Origin of the sequence: Burkholderia sp. BCC1047 (assembly GCF_902833155.1) — a bacterium.
In the GTDB taxonomy this organism is placed as follows: domain Bacteria; phylum Pseudomonadota; class Gammaproteobacteria; order Burkholderiales; family Burkholderiaceae; genus Burkholderia; species Burkholderia sola.
Window position 1 is genome coordinate 102,399 of record NZ_CADFEH010000014.1, and the last position, 25,507, is coordinate 127,905.

Annotated in this window: 26 protein-coding genes and 1 tRNA gene; 12 read left to right on the forward strand and 15 right to left on the reverse strand. The window is 68.0% G+C overall.

All coding sequences use genetic code 11. The features are described 5' to 3' along the window. Positions 1–120 precede the first annotated feature (120 nt). Together ilvD and HWX55_RS16605 are read left to right on the forward strand one after the other, a co-directional pair. Positions 121–1,794: a dihydroxy-acid dehydratase gene (gene ilvD / locus HWX55_RS16600; protein WP_175976518.1), complete on the forward strand. Its 1,674-nt coding sequence runs from the start codon at positions 121–123 to the stop codon at positions 1,792–1,794. Positions 1,795–1,919: 125 nt separating this feature from the next. Then, positions 1,920–2,246: a c-type cytochrome gene (locus HWX55_RS16605; protein ID WP_175976519.1), complete on the forward strand. Its 327-nt coding sequence runs from the start codon at positions 1,920–1,922 to the stop codon at positions 2,244–2,246. 145 nt (positions 2,247–2,391) lie between these two features. Here the strand turns inward: HWX55_RS16605 and HWX55_RS16610 are convergent, their stop codons facing one another. Genes HWX55_RS16610 through HWX55_RS16620 form a run of 3 tightly spaced genes read right to left on the reverse strand, consistent with a single transcriptional unit; the run spans position 2,392 to position 5,135 of the window. Beyond that, positions 2,392–3,147: a DUF2486 family protein gene (locus HWX55_RS16610; RefSeq protein ID WP_175976520.1), complete on the reverse strand. Its 756-nt coding sequence runs from the start codon at positions 3,145–3,147 to the stop codon at positions 2,392–2,394. 25 nt (positions 3,148–3,172) lie between these two features. Then, the gene (locus HWX55_RS16615) at positions 3,173–3,589 is read right to left on the reverse strand and encodes a DNA polymerase III subunit chi (RefSeq protein ID WP_175976521.1); all 417 of its coding nucleotides are present in this window, start codon (positions 3,587–3,589) and stop codon (positions 3,173–3,175) included. Between the two features lie 34 nt (positions 3,590–3,623). Continuing rightward, positions 3,624–5,135, reverse strand: a complete 1,512-nt coding sequence (locus tag HWX55_RS16620; RefSeq protein WP_050012071.1) for a leucyl aminopeptidase — start codon at positions 5,133–5,135, stop codon at positions 3,624–3,626. Between the two features lie 122 nt (positions 5,136–5,257). Here HWX55_RS16620 and lptF point away from each other — a divergent pair, with 122 nt between their 5' ends. From lptF to HWX55_RS16635, 3 genes are read left to right on the forward strand one after another with little or no spacing between them, the layout of a single operon-like run. Continuing rightward, on the forward strand, positions 5,258–6,352 hold the full coding sequence (gene lptF, locus HWX55_RS16625) for an LPS export ABC transporter permease LptF (protein WP_050012072.1): 1,095 nt from the start codon (positions 5,258–5,260) through the stop codon (positions 6,350–6,352). A 3-nt stretch (positions 6,353–6,355) separates the two neighbouring features. Then, positions 6,356–7,504 carry an LPS export ABC transporter permease LptG gene (gene lptG, locus HWX55_RS16630; protein WP_124651354.1) on the forward strand — a complete coding sequence of 383 codons (1,149 nt, stop codon included), beginning with the start codon at positions 6,356–6,358 and terminating at the stop codon, positions 7,502–7,504. Between the two features lie 27 nt (positions 7,505–7,531). Next, positions 7,532–7,912 (forward strand): CbiX/SirB N-terminal domain-containing protein, encoded by a 381-nt coding sequence (locus HWX55_RS16635; protein WP_175976522.1) that lies wholly within the window; start codon positions 7,532–7,534, stop codon positions 7,910–7,912. Between the two features lie 84 nt (positions 7,913–7,996). Here HWX55_RS16635 and cobA read toward each other — a convergent pair whose 3' ends face one another. The 6 genes from cobA to HWX55_RS16665 form a co-directional block, all read right to left on the reverse strand. After that, positions 7,997–8,746: a uroporphyrinogen-III C-methyltransferase gene (cobA, locus tag HWX55_RS16640; RefSeq protein ID WP_175976523.1), complete on the reverse strand. Its 750-nt coding sequence runs from the start codon at positions 8,744–8,746 to the stop codon at positions 7,997–7,999. Positions 8,747–8,806: 60 nt separating this feature from the next. After that, positions 8,807–10,123, reverse strand: coding sequence for a sulfate adenylyltransferase subunit 1 (locus tag HWX55_RS16645; protein WP_175976524.1), 1,317 nt, complete (start codon positions 10,121–10,123; stop codon positions 8,807–8,809). Positions 10,124–10,145: 22 nt separating this feature from the next. After that, positions 10,146–11,108 carry a sulfate adenylyltransferase subunit CysD gene (gene cysD, locus HWX55_RS16650; protein WP_124554761.1) on the reverse strand — a complete coding sequence of 321 codons (963 nt, stop codon included), beginning with the start codon at positions 11,106–11,108 and terminating at the stop codon, positions 10,146–10,148. A 75-nt stretch (positions 11,109–11,183) separates the two neighbouring features. Beyond that, the gene (locus HWX55_RS16655; protein ID WP_050012078.1) at positions 11,184–11,930 is read right to left on the reverse strand and encodes a phosphoadenylyl-sulfate reductase; all 747 of its coding nucleotides are present in this window, start codon (positions 11,928–11,930) and stop codon (positions 11,184–11,186) included. Beyond that, entirely contained in the window at positions 11,927–12,469 is a 543-nt protein-coding gene (locus HWX55_RS16660; RefSeq protein WP_050012079.1) for a DUF934 domain-containing protein, read from the reverse strand. Before HWX55_RS16660 ends, HWX55_RS16655 begins: the two co-directional genes overlap by 4 nt. A 25-nt stretch (positions 12,470–12,494) precedes the next feature. Next, positions 12,495–14,174, reverse strand: coding sequence for a nitrite/sulfite reductase (locus HWX55_RS16665; protein ID WP_124593591.1), 1,680 nt, complete (start codon positions 14,172–14,174; stop codon positions 12,495–12,497). A gap of 214 nt (positions 14,175–14,388) precedes the next feature. On the opposite strand from HWX55_RS16665, the gene HWX55_RS16670 reads away from it, so the two are divergent. The 3 genes from HWX55_RS16670 (at position 14,389) to HWX55_RS16680 (ending at position 16,774) form a co-directional block, all read left to right on the forward strand. Continuing rightward, positions 14,389–15,330 (forward strand): CysB family HTH-type transcriptional regulator, encoded by a 942-nt coding sequence (locus HWX55_RS16670; RefSeq protein WP_006478072.1) that lies wholly within the window; start codon positions 14,389–14,391, stop codon positions 15,328–15,330. Positions 15,331–15,436: 106 nt separating this feature from the next. Continuing rightward, entirely contained in the window at positions 15,437–16,594 is a 1,158-nt protein-coding gene (locus tag HWX55_RS16675) for an ABC transporter substrate-binding protein (protein WP_175976552.1), read from the forward strand. 95 nt (positions 16,595–16,689) lie between these two features. Then, positions 16,690–16,774, forward strand: a tRNA-Leu gene (locus HWX55_RS16680). A gap of 128 nt (positions 16,775–16,902) precedes the next feature. Here the strand turns inward: HWX55_RS16680 and HWX55_RS16685 are convergent. Then, positions 16,903–17,805 (reverse strand): LysR family transcriptional regulator, encoded by a 903-nt coding sequence (locus tag HWX55_RS16685; RefSeq protein WP_175976525.1) that lies wholly within the window; start codon positions 17,803–17,805, stop codon positions 16,903–16,905. A 120-nt stretch (positions 17,806–17,925) separates the two neighbouring features. On the opposite strand from HWX55_RS16685, the gene HWX55_RS16690 reads away from it, so the two are divergent. Continuing rightward, complete coding sequence (locus HWX55_RS16690) at positions 17,926–18,663, forward strand: SDR family oxidoreductase (protein ID WP_175976526.1); 738 nt, start codon at positions 17,926–17,928, stop codon at positions 18,661–18,663. Between the two features lie 44 nt (positions 18,664–18,707). After that, positions 18,708–19,607 carry an SDR family oxidoreductase gene (locus HWX55_RS16695; RefSeq protein ID WP_175976527.1) on the forward strand — a complete coding sequence of 300 codons (900 nt, stop codon included), beginning with the start codon at positions 18,708–18,710 and terminating at the stop codon, positions 19,605–19,607. Between the two features lie 30 nt (positions 19,608–19,637). Here the strand turns inward: HWX55_RS16695 and HWX55_RS16700 are convergent, their stop codons facing one another. Beyond that, positions 19,638–20,528, reverse strand: a complete 891-nt coding sequence (locus tag HWX55_RS16700; protein WP_175976528.1) for an alpha/beta hydrolase — start codon at positions 20,526–20,528, stop codon at positions 19,638–19,640. A 106-nt stretch (positions 20,529–20,634) separates the two neighbouring features. Here HWX55_RS16700 and HWX55_RS16705 point away from each other — a divergent pair, with 106 nt between their 5' ends. Then, entirely contained in the window at positions 20,635–21,522 is an 888-nt protein-coding gene (locus HWX55_RS16705; protein WP_175976529.1) for a LysR substrate-binding domain-containing protein, read from the forward strand. Between the two features lie 111 nt (positions 21,523–21,633). On the opposite strand, the gene HWX55_RS16710 is transcribed toward HWX55_RS16705, so the two are convergent. The 4 genes from HWX55_RS16710 to copC form a co-directional block, all read right to left on the reverse strand. Beyond that, positions 21,634–22,563 (reverse strand): LysR family transcriptional regulator, encoded by a 930-nt coding sequence (locus tag HWX55_RS16710; RefSeq protein ID WP_175976530.1) that lies wholly within the window; start codon positions 22,561–22,563, stop codon positions 21,634–21,636. A 164-nt stretch (positions 22,564–22,727) separates the two neighbouring features. Then, complete coding sequence (locus HWX55_RS16715; RefSeq protein ID WP_027785181.1) at positions 22,728–23,501, reverse strand: SDR family oxidoreductase; 774 nt, start codon at positions 23,499–23,501, stop codon at positions 22,728–22,730. A 182-nt stretch (positions 23,502–23,683) separates the two neighbouring features. Continuing rightward, complete coding sequence (locus tag HWX55_RS16720; protein ID WP_175976531.1) at positions 23,684–24,184, reverse strand: DinB family protein; 501 nt, start codon at positions 24,182–24,184, stop codon at positions 23,684–23,686. A 66-nt stretch (positions 24,185–24,250) separates the two neighbouring features. Beyond that, a complete protein-coding gene (copC, locus tag HWX55_RS16725; protein ID WP_175976532.1) occupies positions 24,251–24,625 on the reverse strand; it encodes a copper homeostasis periplasmic binding protein CopC in 375 nt (124 codons plus the stop codon). 112 nt (positions 24,626–24,737) lie between these two features. On the opposite strand from copC, the gene HWX55_RS16730 reads away from it, so the two are divergent. Then, positions 24,738–25,454 carry a 16S rRNA pseudouridine(516) synthase gene (locus tag HWX55_RS16730; protein ID WP_175976533.1) on the forward strand — a complete coding sequence of 239 codons (717 nt, stop codon included), beginning with the start codon at positions 24,738–24,740 and terminating at the stop codon, positions 25,452–25,454. Positions 25,455–25,507 lie beyond the last annotated feature (53 nt).

The following is a 25,507-nucleotide window of genomic DNA, read 5'->3' on the forward strand; positions in this document are numbered from 1 at the left end:
AAACGACTTAATAGTCGACAAATAATATATTGGACATCCCAGAACGGAAACTCCATGCTTGATCGACCCACCCGGCGCATCGTTCGCGCCGGCGTCGCCAAAACAACGATGGAGCTCCCCATGTCGTACAACCGCCGCTCTAAAAACATCACGCAAGGCGTGGCCCGTTCGCCGAACCGCTCGATGTACTACGCGCTCGGCTACCAGAAGGACGATTTCGACAAGCCGATGATCGGCATCGCGAACGGCCATTCGACGATCACGCCGTGCAATTCCGGCCTGCAGCGGCTGTCGGACGCGGCGGTCGACGCCGTGAAGGCGGCCGGCGCGAACCCGCAGATCTTCGGCACGCCGACGATTTCGGACGGCATGTCGATGGGCACCGAAGGGATGAAGTACTCGCTCGTGTCGCGCGAAGTGATCGCCGACTGCATCGAAACCTGCGTGCAGGGCCAGTGGATGGACGGCGTGGTGGTCGTCGGCGGCTGCGACAAGAACATGCCGGGCGGCATGATCGCGCTCGCGCGCCTGAACGTGCCGGGCATCTACGTGTACGGCGGCACGATCCGCCCCGGCAACTGGAAGGGCCGCGACCTGACGATCGTGTCGTCGTTCGAGGCCGTCGGCGAATTCACCGCGGGCCGGATGTCGCAGGAGGATTTCGAAGGTGTCGAGAAGAACGCGTGCCCGACGTCGGGTTCGTGCGGCGGGATGTACACCGCGAACACGATGAGCTCGTCGTTCGAGGCGCTCGGGATGTCGCTGCTGTATTCGTCGACGATGGCGAATCCCGACCAGGAGAAAGTCGATTCGGCCGCCGAATCGGCGCGCGTGCTGGTCGAGGCCGTGAAGCGCGACCTGAAGCCGCGCGACATCATCACGAAGGAGTCGATCGAGAACGCGGTGTCGGTGATCATGGCCACCGGCGGCTCGACCAATGCGGTGCTGCACTATCTCGCGATCGCGCACGCGGCCGAGGTCGACTGGACGATCGACGACTTCGAACGCATCCGCAAGCGCGTGCCGGTGATCTGCGACCTGAAGCCGTCGGGACAGTACGTCGCGACCGACCTGCATCGGGCCGGCGGGATTCCGCAGGTGCTGAAGATCCTGCTCGACGCGGGGCTGCTGCACGGCGACTGCATGACGATCACGGGCCGCACGATCGCCGACGAGCTGAAGGACGTGCCGGCCGTGCCGCGCGCGGATCAGCACGTAATTTTCCCGATCGACCGCGCGCTGTACAAGGAAGGCCATCTGGCGATCCTGAAGGGCAATCTGGCGGAAGACGGCGCGGTCGCGAAGATCACCGGCCTGAAGAACCCCGTGATCACGGGCCCGGCGCGCGTGTTCGACGACGAGCAGAGCGCGATGGACGCGATCCTCGGCGACCGGATCCGCGCGGGCGACATCCTCGTGCTGCGCTACCTCGGCCCGCAGGGCGGCCCGGGCATGCCGGAAATGCTCGCACCGACTTCCGCGATCATCGGCAAGGGGCTTGGCGAGTCGGTCGGCTTCATCACGGACGGCCGCTTCTCGGGCGGCACCTGGGGCATGGTGGTCGGCCACGTCGCGCCGGAGGCGTTCGTCGGCGGCACGATCGCACTGGTGCAGGAAGGCGATTCGATCACGATCGACGCGCACCGGCTGCTGCTGCAACTGAACGTCGACGATGCGGAACTCGCGCGCCGCCGCGCCGCGTGGCGGCAGCCGGCGCCGCGCTATACGCGCGGCGTGCTCGCGAAATTCGCGGCGCTCGCGCGGCCGGCCAACCAGGGGGCGGTCACCGGTTGATGCAGCGGCACCAGGGCATGCGACCCCGATAAACGGGCCGCCGGGGAACGCGCAAAACGTGCTTCCCCTTTGCTTCTATAATGCGCGGACCATGAAGCCGGCCGTCCCCGCCGGCGGAGAACCGCATGAAACAGACGATATTGCGCGTGCTGCTCGCGACGCTGCTGACCGGCGGCGCGGCGGCGGCACGCGCCGACCAGGCCGACGGGCTCGCGCTCGCGCAGCGCAAGAACTGCATGGCCTGCCATGCGATCGGCAAGCCGCTGATGGGTCCGTCGTTCCACGACATCGCCGGCAAGTACGCGGCGCGCGGCGACGCGGCCGATTATCTGGCGCAATCGATCGTGAAAGGCAGCGTCGGCGTATGGGGTAGCGTGCCGATGCCCGCCAATACGCAACTGACGAGCACCGAAGCGCGCACGCTCGCCCAGTGGGTGCTGTCGGTTCGCTGAATCGGGCGCCCGCGCGACACACCGACGCGGCGTGCAGGGCGTGGCAGGCAGGCAACCGCGTACCGCCCGACCGGCGGCGCATCACCGCCGGCTTCGTAGGCCCTTACTGGACCGCCCCCTTTTCACCGCCGCAAACGCCTGCCGTTCAGCCGGAATGACTGGCACGACGGCGGGCGATCTCTTCATCGACCGCATCGCGTACCCAGTCCATCACCTCGGTTTCCAGCGCGAGGGCGACTTCGCGAGTGACCTGGCCAACGAGCCAGGCCGAATGCTCGTGCAGCGCATCGCGACAACGCGCTTCGATGGCCTCGCGCCCCGGCCCGGTCAGATAGTTCGTCAGGCGATGGCGAAGCCGTTCGGCGATGTGCTGCGCATCTTCCGGCGTCAGTGCGGCGGCGGCCGGTGCTTCCGGTTGCGGCGCTGCGCTCGGCAGGACCGCCTCCGGCATTGCCGCGTCGGGCGCGTGCCCGGCCACTTCCTGCGCAATCGCGGCGAACGTGGGCTGCGCCAGGTCGTCATCGACCAGCGACGAGCGCAGCGGCGCCGTCATCGCCACCGCGTCCTCGGAGACCACGTGCTCCGCGGCGCCGGGTTCGGCCGGCGCATCGGTGTCGCCCGCGGCGGCGGCTGTCTCCCCGTCGCCCGGCAACTCGACGGCCGGCACGTGCGGCGTCGGCACGGGTTCGACCACGACGGAATCGGGGTCGGCTTCGGTTTGACGGGATTCGGCCGGCGCGGCCGCGGCGGCGCCCGGTGCGATCACGTCGGTGAGCACCGGAATCGCCGCGCTTTCGTGCGGCCCGGGTGCGGCAGACGCGGGCGAACGCGCCGGCGCCGGCTTGCCGGGCACCAGCACGTCGGTCAGCGTCGGGATCGAGGATGAATCGGCTTCTGTCACGGGAACACTCCGTCGACGGTTGCGGCTAGCCGCCCTGCTTGTAGTTGTTCAGCGCGTAGCCGCGGTCGCGGTAGAACCGGTAGCGGTCGCGGCCCGCGGCCAGCTCGTCCGGCGCGTTGCCGACCACTTCGAGCAGGCGCTCGAAGCGGGCGAACTGCGCGGGCACGGTCGCGACGAGGTTCAGCAGCACGTGATGATGCGGCGCGCGGTCGAGATCGGCGGCCAGCACGATCGGCGTACCGGCTGCGTGCTCGCTGTCGACGCCGCAATGCGGGATGAAATCGAGCGGCGAGAACGTCCAGAGCCGCTCGTCGAGCGCGCGCAGGCGCGCGGGCTCGGCGAGCACGACGACCGGCTGCCCGGCCAGATAGGCCTTGCGCAGCAGCCGGCACGCGTACGCGAGCGAATCGCCGACGTTCGAGTGGAAATCGATCCGCGTCATTGCCCGCGCACCCGCAGCGTCGTCAGCCCCGCCATCACTGGCCGGCGCGGTCGATCAGGAACTGCGCGAGCAGCGGCACCGGACGGCCCGTCGCGCCCTTCGCGGCACCGCCCTTCCATGCGGTGCCCGCGATGTCGAGGTGGGCCCACGGATAGCTGTCGGTGAAGCGCGACAAGAAGCACGCGGCCGTCACGGCGCCGGCCGGACGCCCGCCGATGTTCGCGAGATCCGCGAAATTCGACTTAAGCTGATCCTGGTATTCGTCGTCGAGCGGCATGCGCCATGCCGGGTCGTTCGCCTCGCGCGATGCGTCGAGCAGTTCGCCCGCGAGCGCGTCGTTGGTCGAGAACAGCCCGCTGTTGTGGCCGCCCAGCGCGATCACGCACGCGCCCGTCAGCGTCGCGACGTCGATCACGGCCGCCGGCTTGAAGCGCTCGGCATACGTGAGTGCGTCGCACAGGATCAGGCGGCCTTCGGCGTCGGTGTTCAGCACCTCGATCGTCAGCCCCTTCATGCTGGTGACGATGTCGCCCGGCTTCGTCGCGTTGCCGCCCGGCATGTTCTCGCAGGTCGGCACGATCGCGACGACGTTGATCTTCAGGCCCATCTCGGCGACCGCGCGGATCGTGCCGAGCACCGAGCCCGCGCCGCACATGTCGTACTTCATCTCGTCCATGCCTTCGCCCGGCTTCAGCGAGATGCCGCCCGTATCGAACGTGATGCCCTTGCCGACCAGCACGACCGGCGCGGCCTTCGCGGCGCCGCCCTGGTAGTGCAGCACGATGAACTGCGGCGGCTCGACCGATGCGCGCGCGACCGACAGGAACGACCCCATCTTCAGCGCCTGGATCTGCTTGAGCCCGAGCACTTCGGCCTTCAGGCCCCAATCCTTCGCGATCTGCTTCGCGGTGTTGCCCAGGTAGGTCGGCGTGCAGACGTTGCCCGGCAGGTTGCCGAGGTCGCGGGTCAGATCCATCCCGTTCGCGAGCGCGACGGCCTGCTTGATCGCGACCTTCGCGGCCTTTTCGTCGGCCGGATCGACGCTGAACACGACGCGCTTGAGCGTGTGCGACGCCGGTTCCGGCTTGCTCTTCATCTGCGTGAAGCGGTACGTCTCGTTGCGCAGCGCGAGGATCGCGGCGCGCACGCCCCAGTCGGAGCTGCGCTCGTCGACCGGCAGTTGCGCGAGCGAGAACGTGACCTGGACGACCTTGGTCGCCAGCAGCGCGCGCCACGCGGCCGTCACCGCATCGTTATAGGCTTTCTGATTGAAAGCATCCTGCTTGCCGAGCCCGACGAGCAGCACGCGCGACGCGCCGATGCCCGATACTTCGTGCAGGAACAGCGTCTTGCCGCGCTTGCCGTCCATGTCGCCGGCCTTCACCACGCGCGAGATCAGCCCCTTGGTGGCCGTGTCGATGTCGAGCGCCGCGCCCGACAGCGTCTGCGCCTCGAAGATGCCGAGCACGATGCAGTCGGACTTCCCGGTCAGGAACCCCTTGGCTTCGCCTTTGCTCCAATCACAGCCTTTTATGCTAAAGTCCATCGCGCTTGTCCTCGGATAAAATCTGGGCTAAGGATGAAAGCCGCAATTATCCGCTATTTTTCCCGTGGCGGCGCGAGCGCCCCACCACGCGTGCGCAGCCTCCCGCCCTCTTCTCATCAAGAATGATCTTCGAACGCTCCCTCCAGCGCGAGCTTGCGTATACGGCTGGCGCCGTGTTCATGGTGCTGCTCACGATCATGCTCACGACGATGATGATTCGCATCGTCGGCTACGCCGCGTCCGGCGAAATCGATCCGCGGGACGTGCTCGTGCTGATCGGCCTGACCGTGATCGGCTATCTCGCCGTGATGCTGGTCGTCACGCTGTTCGTGTCGATCCTGTTCGTGCTGACCCGGTGGTACCGGGACTCCGAAATGGTCGTGTGGCTCGCGTCGGGCGTGAGCCTCACGCGCCTCATCAAGCCGATCGGCGTGTTCGCCGCGCCGATCATCCTGCTGATCACGTTCTTCGCGTTCGTCGGCTGGCCGTGGTCGAACCAGCAGAGCAAGCTGATCAAGGCGCGCTTCCAGCAGCGCGACGAAATCTCGCTGCTCGCGCCCGGCCAGTTCCGCGAATCGGCCGCGAACCATCGCGTGTTCTTCATCGAGAAGATGTCGCCCGACCAGAGCAAGGTGCAGAACGTCTTCGTCACGTCGACGGAAAACGGCAAGCTCAACGTGGTCGTGTCGCAAACCGGCCATACGGAAACCTCGAAGGACGGCGATCGCTTCGTCGTCCTCGAGGACGGCCGCCGCTACGACGGCACGCCCGGCCAGCCGAACTTCAAGATCATGGAGTTCGAGCGCTACGGCGTGAAGATCACGAGCAAGCCGGTCGTCAACGTGCAGACCACCAACAGCACGCCCACGCCCGACCTGCTGCGCAACCCGACGCGCGACAACCTCGCGGAATTCGCGTGGCGCGCGGGGCTGCCGCTGATCGCGATCAACCTGATGGTGCTCGGCATCCCGCTCTCGTACCAGAACCCGCGCCGCAGCCGCACGATCAACCTCGTGATGGCCGTGCTGATCTACCTCACGTACTCGAACCTGCTGAACGTCGTGCAGGCGCAGATCGAGCAGGGCAAGATGTCGTTCGGCGTCGGTCTGGTCGGGCTGCACGTGCTCGTCGCGGCGATCGTCGCGTTCATTTTCTGGTTGCGCGTGCGCAATCGTCCGTTGTTGACACGCGCGCTGTTCGGCCGCTCGGGAGCATGATCGATGCGGCTCTATGAAAAGTACTTCGCGCGGCAGATCTACGTCACGTTCATCTTCATCCTGTTCGCGTTCTCCGGTCTGTTCTTCTTCTTCGACCTGATCAGCGAACTGAATTCGGTCGGGCACGGCAACTACAAGTTCGGCTACGCGGTGCTGCGCGTCGCGCTGCAGACGCCGTCGCGCTTCTACGAGATCATCCCGGTCGCCGCGCTGATCAGCGCGATCTACGTGTTCGCGCAGATGGCCGCGAACTCGGAATTCACGATCTTCCGCGTGTCGGGCCTCGCGACCAACCAGGCGCTGCGCTCGCTGCTGAAGATCGGCGTGCCGCTCGTGATCCTCACCTACCTGATCGGCGAATTCGTCGGCCCGTACGCCGATCAGTTGTCCGAACGCGTGCGGCTGCAGGCGCTCGGCGCATCGGTGTCGTCGAACTTCCAGTCGGGCGTGTGGGTGAAGGACACGCTCGCGGCCCGCGAGAACGGCGAGCAGGTCACGCGCTTCGTCAACGTCGGCAGCCTGTCGCCCGACTCGACGATCAGCAACGTGCGCATCTACGAATTCGACTCGAAATTCCAGCTGCAGAACGTGCGGATCGCGCAGACCGGCCGCTACGAGCCGCCCGGCCACTGGCTGCTGACGGGCGTCACCGAAACGGAGCTGACGCCGATCAAGCCGATCAGCGGCCAGCCGGCCGATGCGCTGAACCCCGTGTACCGGTCGCAGCAGGTGTCGCTGCCCGAATACCGGCTGCGGTCCGACCTGACGCCGCAGATCCTGTCGGTGCTGCTCGTGTCGCCGGAGCGGATGTCGATCATCAACCTGTTCCGCTACATCCAGCACTTGCGCGAGAACCAGCAGGACACGCAGCGCTACGACATCGCGCTGTGGCGCAAGCTGCTGTATCCGTTCGCGGTGTTCGTGATGCTCGTGCTGTCGCTGCCGTTCGCGTATCTGCACACGCGGGCCGGCGTGGTCGGCGTGAAGGTGTTCGGCGGCATCATGCTCGGCATGAGCTTCCAGCTGCTCAACACGCTGTTCTCGCACATCGGCACGCTGAACACGTGGCCCGCGCCGCTCACCGCCGCGACGCCGGGCCTCATCTATCTCGCGCTCGGCCTGTTCGCGCTCAAATGGGTCGACCGGCACTGAGCGCCGCGTCGCGACGGAGGCTTCGACATGCATTCGCACGGTATCGTCCTGTTCGGCCACGGCGCCCGCGACCCGCGCTGGGCCGAGCCGTTCGAGCGGCTCGCCGCGCGGCTGCGCAGCGCCTCCCCGGCCGCGCAGGTGTCGCTCGCGTTCCTCGAACTGATGACGCCGTCGCTCGGTGACGCCGTGGCCGCGCAAGTCGCGGCCGGCTGCACGCGCATCACCGTGGTGCCCGTATTCTTCGGCCAGGGCGGCCATGTCCGCCGCGACCTGCCGCAGCTCGTCGACGCATGCCGCGCCGCGCATCCGGGCGTCGAGATCCGCTGCGCGACGGCGGTCGGTGAAGACGACGGCGTGCTCGACGCGGTCGCGCGCTATTGCATCGAGCAAGTCGGCGACGACGCGTAGCAGCCGGCGCATTCGTCGTACCCAACGAAAAAGCGCCGGCATCTGCCAGCGCTTTTTTCGTTTGGGACTGCGTTCGAGCCGCGCTCAGGCGGCATTGCGGATTGGATTGCCCGCCTGCGCGTGCCGGGCGCGTTCGGCGAACGCATCGCCGATCATCAGCAGGCTCGGCTCCGCGGGATCGAGCCACGCCTGCGCGTCGCCGGCCGCCATCTGCGCGAGCGTGAGCGTCAGCGTGCGTTCGCGCGCGGTGCTGCAGGCCTCGACGATCGCCACCGGCGTCGCCGGCGCACGGCCGGCGTCGATCAGCTCCTGCGCGATGCCGGGCGCGCTGTCGCGGCCCATGTAGTAGACGATCGAATCGGCGCGTGCGGCTTCGCGGATCGCGTCGCTGCCCGGTGCGCGGCTGTGCGTCGCGAACGCGACGCTGCGCGACACGCCGCGCAACGTCAGCGAACGCTTCAGCGTCGCCGCGCCGGCCAGCGCTGCGGTGATGCCCGGCACGACCTCGTAGTCGATGCCGGCCGCTTCGAGCGCCCGCATTTCCTCTTCGGCTCGGCCGAACAGCATCGGATCACCACCCTTCAGCCGCACGACGCATGCATGCTCGCGCGCCGCATCGACGATCTGCTTGTTGATGAAATGCTGCGCGGTCGAACGCTGCCCGCAGCGCTTGCCGACCGCGATCTTGCGCGCGCTCGGCGCATAGTCGAGCATCGCCGGCTCGACGAGCGCGTCGTGCAGCACGACGTCGGCCTGCGCGAGCAACCGCATGCCGCGCACCGTGATGAGATCCGCGGCGCCCGGCCCTGCTCCGATCAGATATACCTTGCCCATGTTTGTCGCTTCGCTAGGGTCCTGCCGCGGCGGCCGGTTCGCCGCCGCGCAGATTGACGATTACGCCGAGAACGCGCGGATCATGCCCGCGGCGACCGTGTGATGCGTCGCCTCGTCGATCAGCACGAACGCGCCCGTACCGGGGTGCGCATCGTAGGTGTCGCAGACGATCGGCTTCTGCAGCGTCAGCGCCACGCGGCCGATGTCGTTCATCTTCAGTTCCTGACGGTCGGTCGCGTGCGACAGCGTATGCACGTCGAGCACCTGCTTGACCGCGCCGATCTTCGCGAACACCGTGCTGGTGGTCTGCTTCAGCAGGTACTTGCGCTGCTGCGACAGCGGCGCGTCGTCGAACCAGCACAGGTCGGCCTCGAGCTTCTTGGCCGGCTCGACCGGCTCGGCCGTCGTGACGAACATGTCGCCGCGCGACACGTCGACGTCCTCTTCGAGACGGATCGTCACCGTCTGGCCCGCGAACGCGTGCGCGACCGACGCGGTGCCGCCCGGCACCGGCGCGACGATCTCGGCAACGGTCGCGGTGCGGTTCGACGGCAGCACGACGATCGCGTCGCCGACCTTCACTTCGCCCGACTCGATCCGGCCCATGTAGCCGCGGAAATCGTCGGCCGAGCTGCCGTCCTGGCGCGCGACCCACTGCACCGGGAAGCGCAGCGCGTCATGCGCCTGCGTCTCGACCGGCAGCGACTCGAGCACGTCGAGCAGCGGCTCGCCCGCGTACCACGGCATGCGCTCGCTCGCGCCGACGATGTTGTCGCCCTTCAGCGCCGACACCGGCACGAAGCGCACGTCGGTCAGGCCGAGCTGCTTCGCGAGCGCGACGTACGCGTCGCGGATCTCGTTGAAGCGTGCTTCGCTATAGTCGACGAGGTCCATCTTGTTGATCGCGACGATCACGTGCTGCAGGCCGAGCAGCTTGACGATCGCGCTGTGGCGCTTGGTCTGCGGCAGCAGTTGCACGACGCCGTTCTCGACCGTGATGCGCGTCGCGTCGATCAGCACGATCGCCGCGTGCGCGGTCGACGCGCCCGTCACCATGTTGCGCGTGTACTGCTCGTGGCCCGGCGTGTCGGCGATGATGAACTTGCGCTTCGCGGTCGCGAAGTAGCGGTACGCGACGTCGATCGTGATGCCCTGCTCGCGCTCGGCTTCGAGGCCGTCCGTCAGCAGCGCGAGATCGAGCTCGTCGCCGACCGTGCGCTTGTTCTTCGCGCGCGACAGCGCGGACAGCTGGTCGGACAGCACGGCCTTGCTGTCGTACAGCAGGCGGCCGATCAGCGTGCTCTTGCCGTCGTCGACGCTGCCTGCGGTGATGAAACGCAACACGCCGAGGTCTTCGGTGTTCTCGATGATGCTCATGATGTGAATGTCCTCGTGTGCTTCAGAAATAACCTTGCTTCTTGCGCTGTTCCATCGCGGCTTCGGATGCCTGGTCGTCCATCCGGGTCGCGCCGCGCTCGGTGATCTCGGTCACCGCCGTCTCGGCGATGATCTTCTCGACGTCGTCCGCGTCGCTCTCGACCGGGCACGTGCAGCTGATGTCGCCGACCGTGCGGAAGCGCACCTGCGCGAGCTCGCTCGTCTCGCCGTCACGCATCGGCGTGAGCGGCGTGACCGGCACGAGCAGCCCGTTGCGGCGCACGATCTCGCGCTGGTGCGCGTAGTAGATCGACGGCAGTTCGAGGTTCTCGCGCGCGATGTACTGCCACACGTCGAGCTCGGTCCAGTTCGAGATCGGGAACACGCGCAGGTGCTCGCCCTTGTGCAGGCGGGCGTTGTACAGGCTCCACAGTTCCGGGCGCTGCGCCTTCGGGTCCCACTGGCCGAATTCGTCGCGGAACGAGAAGATGCGTTCCTTCGCACGTGCCTTCTCTTCGTCGCGGCGCGCGCCGCCGATCAGCGCCGTGTAACCATGCTGCTCGATCGTTTCCAGCAGCGTGACGGCCTGCGCGGCATTGCGCGAATCGGTTTCGCGGCGCAGCACGACCGTGCCGCGCTTGATCGAATCCTCGACGTGGCCGACCACCAGCTCGGCGCCGAGCTCTTGCGCACGGCGATCGCGGAAGTCGATCACTTCCTCGTAGTTGTGGCCCGTGTCGATGTGCACGAGCGGGAACGGCAGCGACGTCTTGCGGTTCGCGCCGAGGCCGAAGGCCTTCAGCGCCAGATGCAGCACGACGACCGAATCCTTGCCGCCCGAGAACAGCAGCGCCGGCTTGCTGCATTCGGCAACGAGTTCGCGCAGGATGTGGATCGACTCGGCTTCGAGCCAGTCGAGGTGGCCCATGCGGCTGCTGTCGCCGGTGGGCGGGGCAAAGGCGGATTGCTCGAGCGTCGTGCTCATGATTTCAGTCCTTCTCTTCTGGGTTCGTGCCGCCCGCTGTCGCAGGCGGCGCAATATTCAGTTTCTTGTCGGTCTTCAGTGCGCGGCGCCGGCTTCGGCGTTCGCGGGAATCGGCGTGATCGTCGTGATGTGCAGCCCGCATTCCTTCGTGTCGCGCGACTCCCACCACCAGCGGCCCGCGCGGCTGTCCTCGCCCGGACGGATCGCGCGCGTGCACGGCTCGCAGCCGATGCTCGGGTAGCCGCGCGCATGCAGCGGGTTGACCGGCACGTCGAACGCCTTGAGGTACGTCCACACGTCGGCTTCCGTCCAGTCGGCGAGCGGGTTGTACTTCGCGATCCCGCGCGCTTCGTCCTGTTCTTCCTCGTGCAGCTCCGCACGCGTGACCGACTGCTCGCGGCGCTGGCCCGTGACCCACGCGCCGACGTCGGCCAGCGCGCGGTTCAGCGGCTCGACCTTGCGGATGTGGCAGCACGACTTGCGCAGCTCGACGCTCTCGTAGAACGCGTTCAGGCCGTGCTCGGCCACATACTGGTCGACCGCGTCCTGCCGCGGGTGGAACTGCTCGATCTCGTAACCGTAGCGCTCGCGCACGCGGTCGATCATGCCGAGCGTTTCCGCGTGCAGGCGGCCCGTGTTCAGCGAGAATATGCCGATCGACACGCCCTTCGACAGGATCGCGTGCGTGAGCAGCATGTCTTCCGCGGCGAGGCTGCTCGCGAATTTCACCTTGTCGTGACGCTCGCCGATCTGCGCGAGCAGCGCGTCGAGGCGCTCGACCTTCGCGGCAAGCTCCGGCGTCAGCGCGGTGACGGTGCTCATGCGCTCACCTTCGTGTCGACCGCCGCCTCGCGGCGGCGGAACAGCGGCGCCGGCTCGTCGAACGCGCCCTGGTAACGCTGCGTGAATTCCGTGAACGCATTCAGCGCGTCGTGGATGTCCTTGTCGGCACGCACCGCGAATGCGTCGAAGCCGCAACGCGACATGTACAGCAGCTGGTCGCGCAGCACGTCGCCGATCGCGCGCAACTCGCCGGTCCAGCCATGGCGCTCGCGCAACAGGCGCGCGATGCTGTAGCCGCGGCCGTCCGCGAAGCGCGGGAAATCCACGGCGATCAGCGAAATCGCGCCGAAGTCGGCCACGAGATCGGCCGGCTCGCTGTCCGGCGCGAGCCACACGCCGAGCTCGTCCTTCGTCTTCGCGGCGACGAGCGCCGCGCGCTCGGCCTGCCACCACGCGAACGGCACGAGCACCTTGCCGGCCGGCAAGGCGTCGACCGCGGGCAGCGCACCGTCTTCCGCCGCGCGCACGACCTGCCATGCGTCGTCGATCACTGCGCGGTTCTTGATAATCGAAGCCATCTGCAAATTCCCTCTACCCGGTTGGTTACGCGTTCACTGCCTGGCGCGCCGCATACACGCGCTCCTTGAACGGTGCGATGCCGATGCGGTCGTACGTGTCGACGAAGCGCTCGCCGTCGATGCGTGCCTCGACGAACGTATCGATCAGCTTCGCGATCACGTCGGGCACTTCTTCCGCCGAGAACGACGGCCCGATCACGCGGCCGAGGCGCGCGCCGTTGCGGCCCGTGCCCTGCTCACCGCCGAGCGACACCTGGTACCACTCGGCGCCGTCCTTGTCGACGCCGAGGATGCCGATGTTGCCGACGTGGTGGTGACCGCACGAGTTCATGCAACCGGAAATGTTCAGCGACAGTTCGCCGAGGTCGTACACGTAGTCGAGATCGTCGAAACGCTGCTGGATCGCCAGCGCGATCGGGATCGACTTCGCATTCGCGAGCGAGCAGAAGTCGCCGCCCGGGCACGCGATGATGTCGGTCAACAGGCCCACGTTCGGCGTCGCGAAACCGGCCGCCTTCGCCTTTTCCCACAGCGCGAACAGGTCGCGCTTCTTCACGTTCGCGAGAATCAGGTTCTGCTCGTGCGACACGCGCAGCTCGCCCAGCGAGTACGCGTCGGCCCAGTCGGCCACCAAGTCCATCTGCGCGTCGGTCGCGTCGCCCGGGGCCACGCGGTGATCCTTCAGCGACAGCGTGACGGCCGCATAGCCCGGCACCTTGTGCGGCGCGACGTTACGCTCGACCCAGCGCGCGAACGCCTTGTTCTCGAGCAGATGCTGTTCGAACGATGCGTCGGTGTCGGGCAGCTTTTCGTAGACGGGCGGCTTGAAGTATTGCGACACGCGGTCGATTTCGGCCTGCGTGAGCGTCGACGGGCCGTCCTTCAGGTGCTGCCACTCTTCCTCGACCTGCTGCGCGAACTTCGCCGGCGACAGCGCCTTCACGAGGATCTTGATCCGCGCCTTGTACAGGTTGTCGCGGCGGCCGTAGCGGTTGTACACGCGCAGCACGGCTTCGCAGTACGTGAGCAGGTGCTGCCACGGCAGGTCTTCCTTGATCACCGCACCGATGATCGGCGTGCGGCCGAGGCCGCCGCCCGCGAGGATGCTCGCGACCACCTCGCCCTGCGCGTTCTTCTTCAGGTACACGCCGAGGTCGTGGATCTGCACGGCCGCGCGGTCGTGCTTCGAGCCCGACACCGCGATCTTGAACTTGCGCGGCAGCCACGCGAATTCGGGATGGAACGTCGACCACTGGCGCAGGACCTCGGCCCACGGGCGCGGATCGATCTCTTCGTCCTGCGCGACGCCGGCGAACTGGTCGGCCGTGATGTTGCGGATGCAGTTGCCCGACGTCTGGATCCCGTGCATCTGCACCGACGCGAGCTTCGCGAGGATCTCGGGCGTGTCTTCGAGCTCGATCCAGTTGAACTGGATGTTCGAGCGCGTCGAGAAGTGACCGTAGCCGCGGTCGTGTTCGCGGGCGATGCGGGCCAGCATCCGGAGCTGGTCGCTGCGCAGGTTGCCGTACGGAATCGCGATGCGGTGCATGTACGCGTGGCGCTGCATGTACAGGCCGTTCTGCAGACGCAGCGGACGGAATTCGTCTTCGCTCAACTCGCCCGACAGCCGGCGGCGCACCTGGTCGCGGTACTGCGCGACTCGCTCGTCGACGATCGTCTGGTCGTATTGGTCGTACTGATACATTCGGGGACCCCAGGGTTTTCGTGGTGACCGCGCGACGTCCTAGCCACGTCGCGCCCGAATCTCCGTTCCGTCGTCATCGCCGCCAACCGAGGCCGGCTGGATTGCTAATGACGAAAACAGATATCCATATTTGAAAAACTCCGGTGAATCGTAATAAACTCGCCTTATATTTCAAACGACTAAAAAATTCTGTTGATATGCGGAAGGGTTATAAATGAACCTGCACCAATTTCGCTTCGTGCGCGAGGCCGTCCGGCAGAATTTCAACCTCACCGAGGCCGCCAAGGCGCTCTACACGTCGCAACCGGGGGTGTCGAAGGCGATCATCGAGCTCGAGGACGAGCTGGGCGTCGAGATCTTCACGCGGCACGGCAAGCGTGTGCGCTCCCTCACCGAGCCGGGCCGGATCATCCTCGCGTCGGTCGAGCGGATTCTCCAGGAAGTGGAAAGCCTGAAAAGGGTCGGAAAAGATTATGCGGCGCAGGACCAGGGCAACCTGACCATCGCGGCGACCCACACGCAGGCCCGCTACTCGCTGCCGGCCGCGATCGCCGAGTTCAAGAAGCGCTTCCCGAAGGTGCACCTGTCGATCCTGCAAGGCAGCCCGACGCAAGTGGCCGAGATGGTGATCCACGACCAGGCCGATCTCGCGATCGCGACCGAGGCGATCTCCGACTACAAGGAGCTCGTGTCGCTGCCGTGCTTCCAGTGGCATCACGCGGCCGTCGTGCCGGCCGACCATCCGCTGCTCGAGCGCAAGCCGGTCACGCTGGACGATCTCGCCCAATACCCGCTGATCACGTACGACGACGCGTTCGCGGGCCGCAAGAAGATCAATCATGCGTTCGCGCTGCGCGGGCTGTCGCCGGACATCGTGCTCGAGGCGATCGACGCCGACGTGATCAAGACCTATGTCGAACTCGGCCTCGGCGTCGGCATCATGGCCGACATCGCGTTCAATCCCGAGCGCGATCGCGGCCTGCGGCTGATCCCGGTCGGCCACCTGTTCGGCAGCAACGTGACGCGCGTCGCGCTCAAGCAGGGCGCCTACCTGCGCAGCTATGTGTATACGCTCGTCGAACTGCTGTCGCCGACGCTGAACCGCAAGCTGATCGAACAGGCGCTCAAGGGCGAAGCCGAATCGTACGAGCTTTGACGGACAGGTATGAACGCAGGGGCGCACATTGCGCCCCTTTTCGTTGCCCGACGGAGATGGAGATTCCCGCATGATGCTTCCCGCCCTGCTGCGACGTCCCACCCTGTTGCGACGTCCCACCCTGTTGCGCCGCGCCGCCGGCGCCGCCCTCGTACTGGCCTGCGCGGCCGCGCATGCCGACCTGAAGGTCGGCGTCGACCTGTCGTCGACCGGCCCGGCCGCCGCGATCGGCATCACGAGCAAGAACGCGATCCTGATGTGGCCGAAGACGATCGCCGGGCAGCCCGTGCAGGTCACGGTGCTCGACGACGCGTCCGATCCGGGCGCCGCGGTGCGCAACATCCGCAAGCTGGTCGACGAGGATCACGTCGACGTCGTGGTCGGCCCGAACATCACGCCGGCCGCGCTCGCGGCGCTCGACGCGGTGGCCGCCGCGCAGACGCCGATGATCACGCTGGTCGGCTCGGGCTCGATCGTCGAGCCGCAGGAAGGCGCGCGAACCTGGGCGTTCAAGATGGCGCAAAGCGACCGCGCGATGGCCGACGTGATGACGCGCTACATGGCCAACCACGGCGTGAAGACGGTCGGTTTCATCGGCTTCGCGGACAGCTATGGCGACAGCTGGCTCAACGAATTCACGCGCTTCGCGGACCTGCGCAAGATCCGCGTGATCGCGACCGAGCGCTTCAACCGCACCGACGCGAGCGTCACGGGTCAGGCGCTGAAGCTGATCGCGGCGAAGCCCGACGCGATCCTGATCGCCGGCGCGGGCACGCCGACCGTGCTGCCGCAGCGCACGCTGATCGAGCGCGGCTACAAGGGCGCGATCTACCAGACGCACGGGATCGCGACGCCGGAATTCATCAAGCTCGGCGGCAAGGACGTCGACGGGACGCTGTTCCCGACTCAGCCGGTCGTCGTCGCGCGCACGTTGCCGGCCGACCACCCGGCCCGTCAGGCCGCGCTCGCGTTCGTCGATGCGTACGAGACCAAGTACGGCGCCGGCACGGTCACGCAGTTCGCGGGCGATGCGGCGGGCGTGTATCCGCGCCTCGCCGATGCGGTCGGCCGCGCGCTGAAGACTGCGCAGCCCGGCACGCCGGCCTTCCGCACGGCGCTGCGGCGCGAACTCGAACGCGCGCACGAGCTGGTCGTGCCGAACGGCGTCGTCAATACGAGCGACAAGGATCACGTGGGGCTCGACCAGCGCGCGAGCGTGATGGGGATCGTGAAACAGGGCCGGTTCGTCTATCTGAGCCAGTGACTTGCATGCCGGGCACCGGGCTGCTTGCCCGGTGCTCCGTTTTCCGCCATAATCCGCGTTTCGCCGCGCACCACCGTATGCGCGGCCAGGATCAAGCCCAGGTGGTGAAATTGGTAGACGCAGGGGACTCAAAATCCCCCGCCGCAAGGCGTGCCGGTTCGATTCCGGCCCTGGGCACCAGTCTTTCGCAGCGTCATGCGCTGCCTTTGTCGAAACCCGCGCAAGCTCGCCGCTTCGCGGGTTTTTTGTTTATGGCGCGCGTTCCGCACCGCACCCAGTGATCGACGGCGGCCTGCCGCCCGGTACGCTCAGGCCATCAACTCGCGGACGAAATCCAGAAACACCCTCACCTTCGCCGAAACGAGATTCGACGCGTGGTGATACGCATAAAGCGGGAACGTCTCGTCCGCCCACTCGGGCAACAACTGCACCAACCGCCCGTCGGCCAGCACGTCCCGCGCATAGAGCTCGAGCAATTGCGCAATGCCGACACCGCCCAGGCACGCGCCGAGCAGTCCGCCCGTATCGTTGACCGTCAGCCTGCCGGCGGCGTCGACCGGCACGACTTCCTTGCCGCGATGAAACTCCCATCCGTACGGCCGCCCCGTCACCGGATCGCGGATCAGCACGCACCGGTGAGCGTCCGCGAGATCCCGAGGGTGCCGCGGTTCGCCATGACGCGCGACGTAGGCCGCCGACGCGCAGGTCAGCACGCGCGTCTCGAGCAGCAGCCGCGCGCGATATGACGACGGCTCCGGGATGCCGAAGCGCACGGCCACGTCAAAGCCGTCGGCGACGAGGTCGCCCATCCGGTCCCGCACGCTGATTTCGACCGACAGGTCGGGAAAGCGGTCGAGAAATTCCGCCATCCGCGGCGCCAGCACGTAGTGGCCGAACGTGCCGTCCACGTTGACCCGCAGCCGCCCCCTCACGCGCGCCTTCGACTGGCCGGCGTCGAGCGCCGCCTCCTCGATGCCGGCCAGCAGCGGCGCGACCGCCTCGTAAAAGCGTCGCCCTTCGTCGGTCAACGTGATCGCGCGCGCCGTCCGGTTGAAGATCCGGATGCCGACCCGCTCTTCCAACCGGGCGACGGCGCGGCTCACCGCCGGTTGAGTCAGCCCCATCGCCTCGCCCGCCCGCGCGAAGGTACCGGCCTCGATCACCGCCGAGAGCACGCCGATACCGCTGAGCAATCTGCTGTCGAAACCCATGAGACATACTTTCAGTCATTCATTGACTGATGATTATTCATTATTTTTATTGATCGAGGAAGCCTACAGTAAGTCCTGTCGCCGGATCGAACGGCATTCAACCTTCATCAGGAGCAGGACATGAGCACATCGGAACAGGTCGCCCTTGTCACGGGTTCGTCGCGCGGCATCGGCGCGGAAATCGCACGCCAGCTCGCCCGGGACGGCTTCCGGGTCGTCGTCAACTATGCCGGCAGCGCCGGCCCGGCCCGCGAAGTGGTCGACGCGATCGTCGCCGACGGCGGCCATGCGGTCGCGGTGCAGGCGAACGTCGCCGATCCAGCGGCCGTGGCCGCGCTGTTCGACGCCACCCGCGACGCATTCGGCGGTCTGGATGTGGTGGTCAATTCCGCGGGCGTGATGAAGCTGTCGACCATCGCCGACTGCGACGACGCGCTGTTCGACGAAACGTTCGCGATCAACGTGAAAGGCACGTTCAACGTCTGCCGCGAAGCAGCCAGGCAGGTGCGCGACGGCGGACGCATCATCAACCTGTCGACCAGCGTGATCGGCATGCGCATGCCGACTTACGGCGTGTACGTCGCCAGCAAGGCGGCGGTCGAAAGCCTCACGCAGGTGCTCGCGCAGGAAATGCGCGGACGCGGCGTCCGCGTGAACGCCGTCGCGCCGGGACCGGTCGCGACCGAGTTGTTCCTGCAGGGCAAGAGCCCCGAACTCATCGATCGGCTCGCGAAGCTGAATCCGCTCGAGCGGCTCGGCCAGCCCGACGACATCGCGCGCGTCGTCGCGTTCCTCGCCGGCCCGGACGGCGCGTGGATCAACGGCCAGATCCTGCGCGCCAACGGCGGCATGTGCTGACGGACCGCTCGCCGCCGCCTCATCTTTCCGCCAGGAGAATGCTCATGAACCAAGTCGTCCTCGTCACCGGCGCGTCCAGCGGCTTCGGCTTGCTGACGGCCCAGGCGCTCGCCCGCGCCGGTCACACGGTCTACGCATCGATGCGCGAGAGCACCGGGCGCAATGCGCCGCGCGTCGCCGCCATCGCCGCCTATGCGCAACAACACGGCGTCGACCTGCGCAGCGTCGAACTCGACGTCGGCGACGACGCATCGGTCGGCGCCGCCATCGATCGCGTGATCGCCGACAACGGCCGTCTGGACGTCGTCGTCCACAACGCCGGCCACATGGTGTTCGGGCCGGCCGAAGCGTTCACGCCCGAGCAGCTTGCGCAGCTCTACGACGTCAACGTCGTGTCGACCCAGCGCGTGAACCGCGCGGCGCTGCCGCACCTGCGCCGCCAGGGCCGCGGCCTGCTCGTGTGGGTGTCGTCCTCGTCGGCGCGCGGCGGCACGCCGCCGTTCCTCGCGCCCTACTTCGCCGCGAAAGCCGCGATGGACTCGCTCGCGGTGTCCTACGCGGCCGAACTCGCGCGCTGGGGCATCGAAACGTCGATCGTCGTGCCGGGCGCGTTCACGCGGGGCACGAATCACTTCCTCCATGCGGGCAAGCCGGCCGATACCGCCGTGCAGGCCGCTTACGACAGCGGGCCGTATGCGGGCGTCGCCGAGCAGGCGTTGAAGGGCCTCGCCGCGCTCGAACCGGCGGACGCCGACGCGGGCGCCGTCGCCACGGCGATTGCCGAACTCGTCGCGGCGCCGGCCGGCAAGCGCCCGTACCGCGTGTTCGTCGACCCGTCGCAGGACGGCGCCGAGGAAGTGTTCCGCGTCGGCGATCGCATCCGCCGCGAGATGTTCAGGAACATCGGCCTCGGCGACCTGCTCGCGCCGCGCATCGACGGCTGATCCTTCGCGCGCCGGGCCGGCCGGCGCGCGTCAATCCCGCTCGCAGAACCGGAGAATCGCGTCCGCGACCGCCGCCGCGGATTCGCGCTGCGGGAAGTGCCCGATTCCGTCGAGCACCTGCCGCTCGTAGCGCCCGGCGAAGAACCGCTCCCGCCCGGCCGAGCTGTCGGGATGGTTGCAGGTGTCCGCGCCGCCATGCAGCACGAGCGTCGGCACCGCCAGCACGGGCGCCGGGTTCAGCCGCGCGTCGTCGTCGGCATAGGCCGGCACGCCCGGCGCGAAGCCCCAGCGCTGCCGGTACGAATGCAGCACGACGTCGATCCAGTCGGGCCCGTCGAACGCAACGGCCGCCGCGTCGAAATCGCTGTCGCGATACCAGCCCGGCGGCGACCACGTATCCCACATCAGGCGCGCGAACGCGCGGCGGTCGTCGCGCAGCGCCTGCTCGCCGCGCGGCGTCGCCATGAACCAGTGATACCAGTAGTTGCGCGCCTGCTGCAGCGACAGCGGCTGGGCGGGATCGTTGGTGCCGTACCCGACCGACAGCATCACGAGCTGTGACGCGACACCGTCGTGCAACCCGCACGCGTTCGCGGCCGCGCGGGCGCCCCAGTCGTGCCCGACCAGCACGGGCCGCTCGATACCGAGCACGTCGACGAATTCGAGCAGGTCGCGCCCGAGCGCCGCGAGCTGGCCGCTGCGCGGCACCGATGCGTCGCGAAAGCGCGTCGGCGCGAAGCCGCGCAACGCGGGCGCGAGCACGCGGTAGCCGCGTGCGGCCAGCGCCGCGGCCACCGCCGCCCAGCCGACCGGGCTGTCCGGCCAGCCGTGCAGCAGCACGGCCACGCGCTCGCCGCGCGGGTTCCATTCGAGATAGGCAACGTCGAGCGACGCGGTCGTCGCATGCGTATAGGTCGTCATCGTGTACTCCATACAGTCGGCTTGAACATACGATGGTAGGTCGGCCTTTCATCACGATTCGCGGAGTATCATGATTCACTCTTCGAATATCGCGTTGAATCGATCCATGGAACCGCCGACCGATCCCGCGTCGACCGCGCTCGACATCGCGCTGCTGCGCACCTTTCTCGAAGTCGTCGACAGCCGCGGGTTCGCGCCGGCCGCGGAACGCCTCGCGCTGACGCCGTCCGCCGTCAGCGGCCACATTAAGCGGCTCGAACAGACGGCCGGCACCGTGCTGCTGGCGCGCACGACCCGCCGGATCGCGCTGACGCCGGCCGGCGACACGCTGTACGCGTACGCGCGCAACATCGTCGACATGGAGCGCGAGGTGCGCGCCCGGCTGCGCGGCGCGCCGGCGCACGGGCCGCTGCGGATCGGCGCGTCGGAGGATTTCGCGGGCACGTGGCTGCCGCAGGTGCTGCGCACGTTCCGCGACAGCCATCCGCGCACGTCGATCGAACTGAAGGTCGGTATCACCGCGTCGCTGCTGCGGGAGCAATCGCTGGGCCGGCTCGACGTCGTGTTCGGCAAGCAGTGCCGACAGGTCGACACGCCGGGCGAACTGCTGTGGGAGGAGCCGCTCGTGTGGGCCTTCGCGGCCGATACGGTGCTCGACGCCGAGGAACGCGTGCCGCTCGCGCTGTTTCCGGAACCGTGCGTGTATCGGGAAGCCGCGGTGTCCGCGCTCGCGGCGGCGCTGCGGCCGTTTCGCGTGCTGTTCGAAAGCGCGAGCATGGCGGGCTGCATGTCGGCCGCGCTCGCCGGCTTCGCGGTCACGGCGCTCGCGCGCAGCCAGTTGCGCGACGGCCTGCGCGCGTGCGGGCCGCACGACGGCCTGCCGGCGCTGCCGGCCGCCCGCTTTTACGCATTCGCGTCGAAACGCGCCGGCGTCGGCGCCGCACTGATCGACGCGGTGCGGGCCACCGGGCGCACGCGGCAGTTCGCCGACTGAGCACGCGCGGCGCGCTCGCCGCACGGGCCGCCGTCTCGCGCCGGCGCCGATCGAGCGGCGTCACGAGTCGGTGATCGGCGGACGGCCGCGGATACCGGCACGATGCCGCTTTCAGTCGCCGCTGCCGCTCGCGTCCGCGTCGTTCAATGCGTCCGCCATCAACGCGCCGAACCACTCGATGAACGCGTTGAGCCGCCTCGAGCGATGCCGGCGGTGCGGATACACGGCCGACACGTCCATCGGCGCGGCGCGGTGGCCGGGCATCACGTCGACGAGTGCGCCGCTTGCCAGCAAATGCTCGACGTCGAAGCGCGGAATCTGGATCAGCCCCATTCCCGCGACGCAGCTGGCGATGTAGGTTTCGGCGTTGTTGACGATCACGCGGCTCGGCAGCGTCAGCATGTGCCGCTGCCCGTCCGCGCAATATTCCCAGCCGAGTTCGCGCCCCGTCGTCGGCGACGCATAGCCGATCGCCCAGTGCCCGTGCGCGAGCGCATCCGGATGCTCGGGCACACCGCATTCGCGCAGGTAGTCGGGGCTCGCGCAGTTGATCAGCGTGAACTGCCCGAGCGGCCGCACGACGAGGCTGCTGTCCGCGAGCCGCCCGACGCGGATCGCGCAATCGACGCCTTCCTGCACGAGGTCGATCGCGCGGTCGGTGGAGCCCAGCGACAGTTGCAGCTTCGGGTGGCGGCGAAACAGCGACGGCAGCGCGGGCGCCACGACGCGGCGCGCGATCCGGCTCGGCACGTCGACGTTCAGCCGCCCGACCACGTCGCGGTCGCGGCGCCGGAACAGGCGGTCGAGTTCGTCGGCCTCCGCGAGCAGCCGCCGGCCGCGTTCGAGCAGCAGCGCGCCGTCGGCGGTCAGTTGAACCTGGCGCGTCGTGCGATGCAGCAGCCGCGTGCCGAGCGCCGTCTCGAGCTGCTGGACGGCCGCCGACACGGTCGCGCGCGGCACGTCGAGCGCATGCGCGGCCTTGATGAAGCTGCCCATCTCGGCCACCTGCAGAAAGATCCTGACCTGATCCAGCTTGTCCATCGGCGGGAAACCCGGGTTCGAACGACGGTCGGCGCCGGCCGCCACGCAGCGCGGCCGGCTTCGGCGACAAGAGAAAACGGGCGCGCGGCCTCGTGGCTGCGCGCCCGTCCATTGTCCACGCAAACGCGCCAGTGCGGGGCGCCGCGCGGCCGCAAGCGGCCCGGTTACTTGGTCGTGTAGCCGCCGTTGATCAGGATCGTCTGGCCCGTGATCCACCAGCCGTCGGTCACGAGATGGCGGATGAACGGCACGACGTCCTCGATGTCGGTGAGCCCCGTCTTGCTGAACGGCGACAGCGCGGCGGCCGTCTTGTGATACGCGACCGCATCGGCGCCTTCGGCCGGATAGAAGAACGGCGTGTCCATCGGGCCCGGCCCGACGGCCGTCACCGAGATCCCGCGTGCGCCGTACTCCTTCGACGCCGCGCGCGTGAAATGCTCGACTGGCGCCTTCGACCCTTCGTACGCCGCGTAGAACGGCGTGAACGCGCCGAGCAGCGACGTCACGAGCGTGACGAGCTTGCCGTGATCCTCGAGATGCCGCCCGGCTTCCTTGATGAAGAAGAACGCCGACTTGCTGTTGACCGCGAACATCTCGTCGTACTCGGCCTCGCTGATCTCCGTGAACGGCTTCTTCAGCACCTTGCCGACCGTGTTGATCGCGATGTCGATCTTGCCGAAGCGCTGCTTCGCGTCGTCGAACAGCTTCTCGACCGCGGCGGCCGTCGTCAGGTCCGCCTGGAACGTGGCGGCTTGCGCACCGGCCGCGCGCACCGCGGCGGCCGTCTCCTCGGCCTGCGCCTGCGACGCCGCGCTGTTGTAGTGAATCGCCACCGCCTTCGCGCCGTGGCCCGCCAGGTCCCGGGCGATCAGGCCGCCGAGATTCTTTGCGCCGCCTGCGATCAGGACGACCTTGTCTGCGAGCGTATGAGTTGCCACGGTTGACTCCTTTTTTCGTTGAACGAAGCTAGGAGTGTAGGCATACGCGCCCCGCCGATCAGCCGGTAGACGCTGGATGGATTATCCAGAAAACCGATCCAATCGAAGCTGCGCAAGGTGATCTGCCGCACCGACGGCGGCGCCGGATTCTGCGACCGATTGCGGCGCGGCCGCCGGCCGGCTCAGCGCGCGTACAGCGCCGCGTCGATCTTGCCGAGCAGCCACTGCATGCCGGCCAGATGCTGCTGGTCGTGGCTGCACAGGTAGTGGACGAGCCCGCGCACGGTCAGCGAACCGTAGCCGTCGAACTCGCCGGTACGCTCGAACTGTTCGGGCGTGACGCGCGACAGCAGCGCCAACGTCTCGCGCCGCGCGTCGCGAATCGCCGCGAGCACGTCGGACCCATACGCGTCGTCGTAGCGCCGTTCGATCGCGAGCGCGTCGCCATCGATCGACACGAGCAGCGGGTGATCTTCGTCGAGCATGCGACGCAGCCGCACGTGATAGCCGTCGATCTCGATGTCGCGCACGTGGCAGAGCTGCCCGAGCGGCGAGAAATGCTCGCTCGGCATGCCGGCCCAGTCGTCGGGTGTCCAGCGCGCATAGCCGTCGGGCACGGCCGCGAAATGCGCTTCGAGCTGACGGGGAAAATCGGCGAGTGCGTCGAGCGTCGTCGGATTCATGCGGGGCCCTCCCTGTCGGATGAAGGCGAGCGGCAACCCCGGCACGGGCCGGCCGCCGCCGTTGCGTCACTTCACGCTGAAGCCGTACGCGCCCTGCGTGCGATGCCCGTCGGTCGCGACGGCCACCCACTTCACCGCGTACGCGCCCGTGCCGAGCGCCGCGAGCGGCACCGTCATCCGCTTGCGGTTCGACGCGTCGATGCGCGCGCGGTCGTTCGACACCGTCTTGCCATCGCCGTCGACGACGACGATCGAGCTGAATGCGGGCTCCAGCGGCTCGGTGAAGTCGATCGTGACGGCGGCCGGTGCGGTGGCCAGCGCGGCGCCCGCCGCCGGGTCGCTCTTCGCGAGATGCGCGTGCGCGAACGCGGCCGACGAAACGGTCGCGGCGACGATGACGGCGGCCGCATGGCGGCCGAACGGGAATGAATCGAAACGCATGGACTGTCCGTGAACAATGAACGGGCGCCGCGCGCGGCGCAGTTCCGGCAGCTTACCAGCGCAGGCGCGTTCATGCCGTCCCTGCGCCGGCGCTTGATAGAATGCGCGCGCTATGGATCTCGAAAGCATTCTCTACACCCAGGGCTTCGGCTCGCGCCGCCAGTGCCGCGGCCTGATCGAAGCGGGCCGCGTCGCCGTCGCGGGCGCCGTCGCGCCCTACCCGGACGCCCCCTTCGATACCGACGGCCTCGTGTTCACGGTCGACGATACGGCCTGGCCGTTCCACGCACGCGCGTATCTCGCGCTCAACAAGCCGGCCGGCTACGAATGCTCGCGCGATCCGCAGCACCATGCGAGCGTGTTCAGCCTGTTGCCCGCGCCGCTCGTCGCGCGCGGCGTGCAGTGCGTCGGCCGGCTCGACCAGGACACGACCGGCCTGTTGCTGCTGTCCGACGACGGCCAGTTCGTGCACGCGTACACGTCGCCGAAGCGCAAGGTGCCGAAGACGTACGTCGCGACCGTGCGCCACCCGCTCGACGATGCGCAACTGCACGCGCTGCGCACCGGCGTGCAGCTGCATGGCGAGCCGAAGCCGATCGCGGCCGTCGCCGCCGACGCCCGCGCCCCGCACACGCTCGCGCTGACGGTGCTCGAAGGCAAGTACCACCAGGTCAAGCGGATGGTCGCGGCGGCGAGCAACCGCGTCGAATTGCTGCACCGCGAAAGCATCGGCGGGTTCACGCTGCCGGCCGATCTCGCGCCGGGCGCATGGCGGTGGCTCGACGAAGCCGACCTTTCCATGCTGCGCAATCCCGTCCAAACCCTGTAAGGGAAAATCCGCACGACCGTTCGGTGTCTCGCGGCCTCTCGGCCGCAGGTTCC

Coding starts and splice junctions, on each gene's coding strand:
- HWX55_RS16645 (WP_175976524.1), bottom strand. CDS start 10,123: ATGAGCATCATCGAGAACACCGAAGACCTCGGCGTGTTGCGTTTCATC.
- HWX55_RS16615 (WP_175976521.1), bottom strand. CDS start 3,589: ATGACGCGGATCGATTTCCACTCGAACGTCGGCGATTCGCTCGCGTAC.
- HWX55_RS16690 (WP_175976526.1), top strand. CDS start 17,926: ATGAGCACATCGGAACAGGTCGCCCTTGTCACGGGTTCGTCGCGCGGC.
- HWX55_RS16685 (WP_175976525.1), bottom strand. CDS start 17,805: ATGGGTTTCGACAGCAGATTGCTCAGCGGTATCGGCGTGCTCTCGGCG.
- HWX55_RS16635 (WP_175976522.1), top strand. CDS start 7,532: ATGCATTCGCACGGTATCGTCCTGTTCGGCCACGGCGCCCGCGACCCG.
- lptG (WP_124651354.1), top strand. CDS start 6,356: ATGCGGCTCTATGAAAAGTACTTCGCGCGGCAGATCTACGTCACGTTC.
- HWX55_RS16655 (WP_050012078.1), bottom strand. CDS start 11,930: ATGAGCACCGTCACCGCGCTGACGCCGGAGCTTGCCGCGAAGGTCGAG.
- lptF (WP_050012072.1), top strand. CDS start 5,258: ATGATCTTCGAACGCTCCCTCCAGCGCGAGCTTGCGTATACGGCTGGC.
- HWX55_RS16620 (WP_050012071.1), bottom strand. CDS start 5,135: ATGGACTTTAGCATAAAAGGCTGTGATTGGAGCAAAGGCGAAGCCAAG.
- cysD (WP_124554761.1), bottom strand. CDS start 11,108: ATGAGCACGACGCTCGAGCAATCCGCCTTTGCCCCGCCCACCGGCGAC.
- HWX55_RS16660 (WP_050012079.1), bottom strand. CDS start 12,469: ATGGCTTCGATTATCAAGAACCGCGCAGTGATCGACGACGCATGGCAG.
- HWX55_RS16700 (WP_175976528.1), bottom strand. CDS start 20,528: ATGACGACCTATACGCATGCGACGACCGCGTCGCTCGACGTTGCCTAT.
- HWX55_RS16710 (WP_175976530.1), bottom strand. CDS start 22,563: ATGGACAAGCTGGATCAGGTCAGGATCTTTCTGCAGGTGGCCGAGATG.
- HWX55_RS16665 (WP_124593591.1), bottom strand. CDS start 14,174: ATGTATCAGTACGACCAATACGACCAGACGATCGTCGACGAGCGAGTC.
- HWX55_RS16705 (WP_175976529.1), top strand. CDS start 20,635: ATGGAACCGCCGACCGATCCCGCGTCGACCGCGCTCGACATCGCGCTG.
- HWX55_RS16605 (WP_175976519.1), top strand. CDS start 1,920: ATGAAACAGACGATATTGCGCGTGCTGCTCGCGACGCTGCTGACCGGC.
- ilvD (WP_175976518.1), top strand. CDS start 121: ATGTCGTACAACCGCCGCTCTAAAAACATCACGCAAGGCGTGGCCCGT.
- cobA (WP_175976523.1), bottom strand. CDS start 8,746: ATGGGCAAGGTATATCTGATCGGAGCAGGGCCGGGCGCCGCGGATCTC.
- HWX55_RS16695 (WP_175976527.1), top strand. CDS start 18,708: ATGAACCAAGTCGTCCTCGTCACCGGCGCGTCCAGCGGCTTCGGCTTG.
- HWX55_RS16720 (WP_175976531.1), bottom strand. CDS start 24,184: ATGAATCCGACGACGCTCGACGCACTCGCCGATTTTCCCCGTCAGCTC.
- copC (WP_175976532.1), bottom strand. CDS start 24,625: ATGCGTTTCGATTCATTCCCGTTCGGCCGCCATGCGGCCGCCGTCATC.
- HWX55_RS16730 (WP_175976533.1), top strand. CDS start 24,738: ATGGATCTCGAAAGCATTCTCTACACCCAGGGCTTCGGCTCGCGCCGC.
- HWX55_RS16670 (WP_006478072.1), top strand. CDS start 14,389: ATGAACCTGCACCAATTTCGCTTCGTGCGCGAGGCCGTCCGGCAGAAT.